This window comes from Streptomyces sp. IMTB 2501, assembly GCF_001953885.1.
GTDB lineage: Bacteria > Actinomycetota > Actinomycetes > Streptomycetales > Streptomycetaceae > Streptomyces.
Genome location: NZ_MQUS01000078.1, coordinates 1 through 2,708 on the forward strand (window position 1 = coordinate 1; position 2,708 = coordinate 2,708).

At 71.0% G+C, this 2,708-nt stretch carries 2 protein-coding genes; both read right to left on the reverse strand.

Annotated elements, in window-relative coordinates; all coding sequences use genetic code 11:
• Nucleotides 1-1,231, reverse strand: a 1,231-nt coding sequence (locus tag AV521_RS46135) for an amino acid adenylation domain-containing protein (RefSeq protein ID WP_143658783.1), incomplete at its 3' end; no start/stop codon positions are given.
• A partial coding sequence (locus AV521_RS46140) for a condensation domain-containing protein (RefSeq protein WP_256726030.1) occupies nt 1,141-2,708 on the reverse strand: 1,568 nt, incomplete at its 5' end. The genes AV521_RS46140 and AV521_RS46135, both read right to left, overlap by 91 nt.

Consider the following 2,708-nt stretch of genomic DNA (forward strand, 5'->3'; position numbering starts at 1 on the left):
CAGCACCCTCAAGCACCGCCTCCACCTCACCCAGCTCGATACGGTGGCCGCGGATCTTGACCTGGGAGTCGATGCGGCTGACGTATTCCAGGTCGCCGTCGGCACGCCATCGGCCGAGGTCGCCGGTGCGGTACATACGGGTGCCGGGGGCCCCGAACGGGTCCGGCACGAAGCGTTGAGCGGACTCCGCCGGGCGCCTGACGTATCCCCGCGTCACTCCTGCTCCGGCGATGTAGATCTCTCCCACCCGGCCGACGGGAACCGGCCGCAGGGCGCCGTCCAGGACGTACACCAGCAGGTTCGCGGCGGGCCGGCCGACCGGGACGGCTGCTCCCGCGACGTCGGTGCCGAACCGGCGGCTGGTGGAGTAGATCGACACTTCCGTGGGGCCGTAGAGGTTGATCAGTTCCGCGTTCAGCAGGCCCTGGAAGCGCCGCGCCAGCGCGGTGCTCAGAACCTCTCCGCCGCAGAAGACCTGACGCAGGGAGGTGCAGCCCGCCGTGGCCGGAGCGTTCACGAACAGTTCCAGGGTGGACGGGACGAACTGCGCGGTGGTCACGTGCTCCCGCTGGATCAGTCCCGCCAGGTAATCGGGGTCCTCATGCCCGTGCGGTTCGGCCACCACGATCGTCGCGCCGACCATGAGGGGCCAGAACAGTTCCCAGACCGAGGGGTCGAAGCTGGTCGACGTCTTGTGCAGCACCCGTTCGCCGGGTCCCAGCGGGAACCGCTCCTGCATCCAGCACAGGTAGTTCACGATTCCCCTGTGCTCCACCACGATGCCCTTGGGGCGGCCGGTGGATCCGGAGGTGTAGATGACGTAAGCGGGATCCGTTGTCCAGGGCCGTCGGGTCACCGCCGGCAGGGACGGCGAGGCGGCGTCGGCCAGCAGGGCGGGAAGGGACTCCGCCGTGATGCGCAGGGCGGGTTCCGCGTCCCCCAGCATGTGCCGCACCCGGTCGTCGGGGTAGTCGGGGTCGACGGGAAGGTAGGCGGCCCCGCTCTTGTGGACCGCGTACAGCGCCACCACCAGGTCCAGGGAGCGCCGCAGCGACACGGCGACGGTCTCGCCCGGTGCCGCACCCGCCGCGGCCAGGACCGAGGCGAGCCCGGTGGCGCGTTCGTCCAGCTCGCGGTAGGTCAACCGCTCGGTGCCGCAGATGACCGCGACGGCGTCGGGGGTACGGCGCACCTGGGCCTCGAACAGCTCGGACAGGGTCGCCTCGGGCACCGCAAGCGCGNNCGCAGCCGCTCGCCGAAGTCCCGCACCCTGTCCTGGTCGAAGACATCGGCACGGTAGTTCAGTTCCAGCCGCAGCCGCTCACCGGGGTAGGCGATCAGACTCAGCGGATAGTGGGTCGTGCCGCTGGTGTCGCCGTTCTCGACGGTGATCCTCAGGCCGGGGACGGCCTGGCGTATCGCCGCCCGGTCCAGCGGGTAGTTCTCGAAAACGGTCGTGGTGTCGAAGAGTTCACCCAGGCCGGCCAGGCGCTGGATCTCGGCGAGGCCCAGATGGTGGTGCTCGCCCAGAGCCGACTGCTCGCGCTGCACCCTGTCCAGCAGGTCGCCGATGGGTTCGGCGGGGTCGATCCGGATCCGGGCCGGCACGGTGTTGATGAGCAGGCCGACGATCTCCTCGACGCCCGGCAGCTGGGGCGGACGCCCCGAGACCGTCGTGCCGAACACCACGTCCGAACGCTGCGTCAGCTCACCGACCAGCAGCGCCCAGGCGCCCTGGACGACGGTGTTGAGGGTCAGCTGGCGGCGACGTGCGGCCGCGCCGAGCGCGGTGGTGAAGTCCTCGTCCAGTTCCACGGTCTCCCGGGCGGGCATCGCCATGGTGTCGGCGGTGGTGCCCGGGGCCACGAGGGCCGGGGCGTCGAGTCCCTCCAGCGCCGTACGCCATGCCTGCTCGGCGACGTCCCTGTCCTGCCGTACCAGCCACCGCAGGTAGTCGGAGTAGGGGACGACGGCCGGCAGCTGCGCGGCGTCGCCCTCGCGGGCGTACAGCTCGAACAGGTCACGCAACACCAACGGCGTCGACCAGCCGTCCAGCGCGATGTGGTGGACGGTGAGGACCAGGACGTGCCGGTCCGCGGCCAGCCGCACGAAGGTGAAGCGCACCAGCGGCGGACGCTCCAGCTCGAACCGGCGGGGCTTGTCCTCGGCCAGGAGCCGGTTCAGCTCACCGTGCTGCTCGGCCGTCGGCAGGCCGCTGAGGTCCACCTCGCTCCAGGGCACTTCGACGCTTCGGGCCAGCACCTGCGCGACGTCACCGCCGGCGGTCCTGAAGAAGCCGGCCCGCAGACTGGCGTGCCGGTTCACCAGCTCCTGGCAGGCCGTGTGCAGCCGCGGTGCCGAGACCGTGCCCTCAAGGCCGAAGACGGTCTGCACGTTGTAGACGTCGAGGGTGTCCTCGGCGTACAGCGCGTGGAAGAGCATGCCCTCCTGAAGCGGCGACAGGGGCAGGACGGCCTCGACGCCGTACGACGCCCACTGCGACTCCAGGCGGGCCTGCTCGTCCGGGTCGAGGGTGACCAGCGGGGTGCCGGGCTCCTGCGGACCGGACGCCTCGGGGGTGAGGTCGCGGGCCGCCTCGGCCAGCTTGGCGACCGTCCGGTGCTGGAAGACCGACTGCGGTGTCAGTTCGAGCCCTGCCCGGCCGGCGCGGGAGACGAGCTGGATGGAGATGATCGAGTCACCACCGA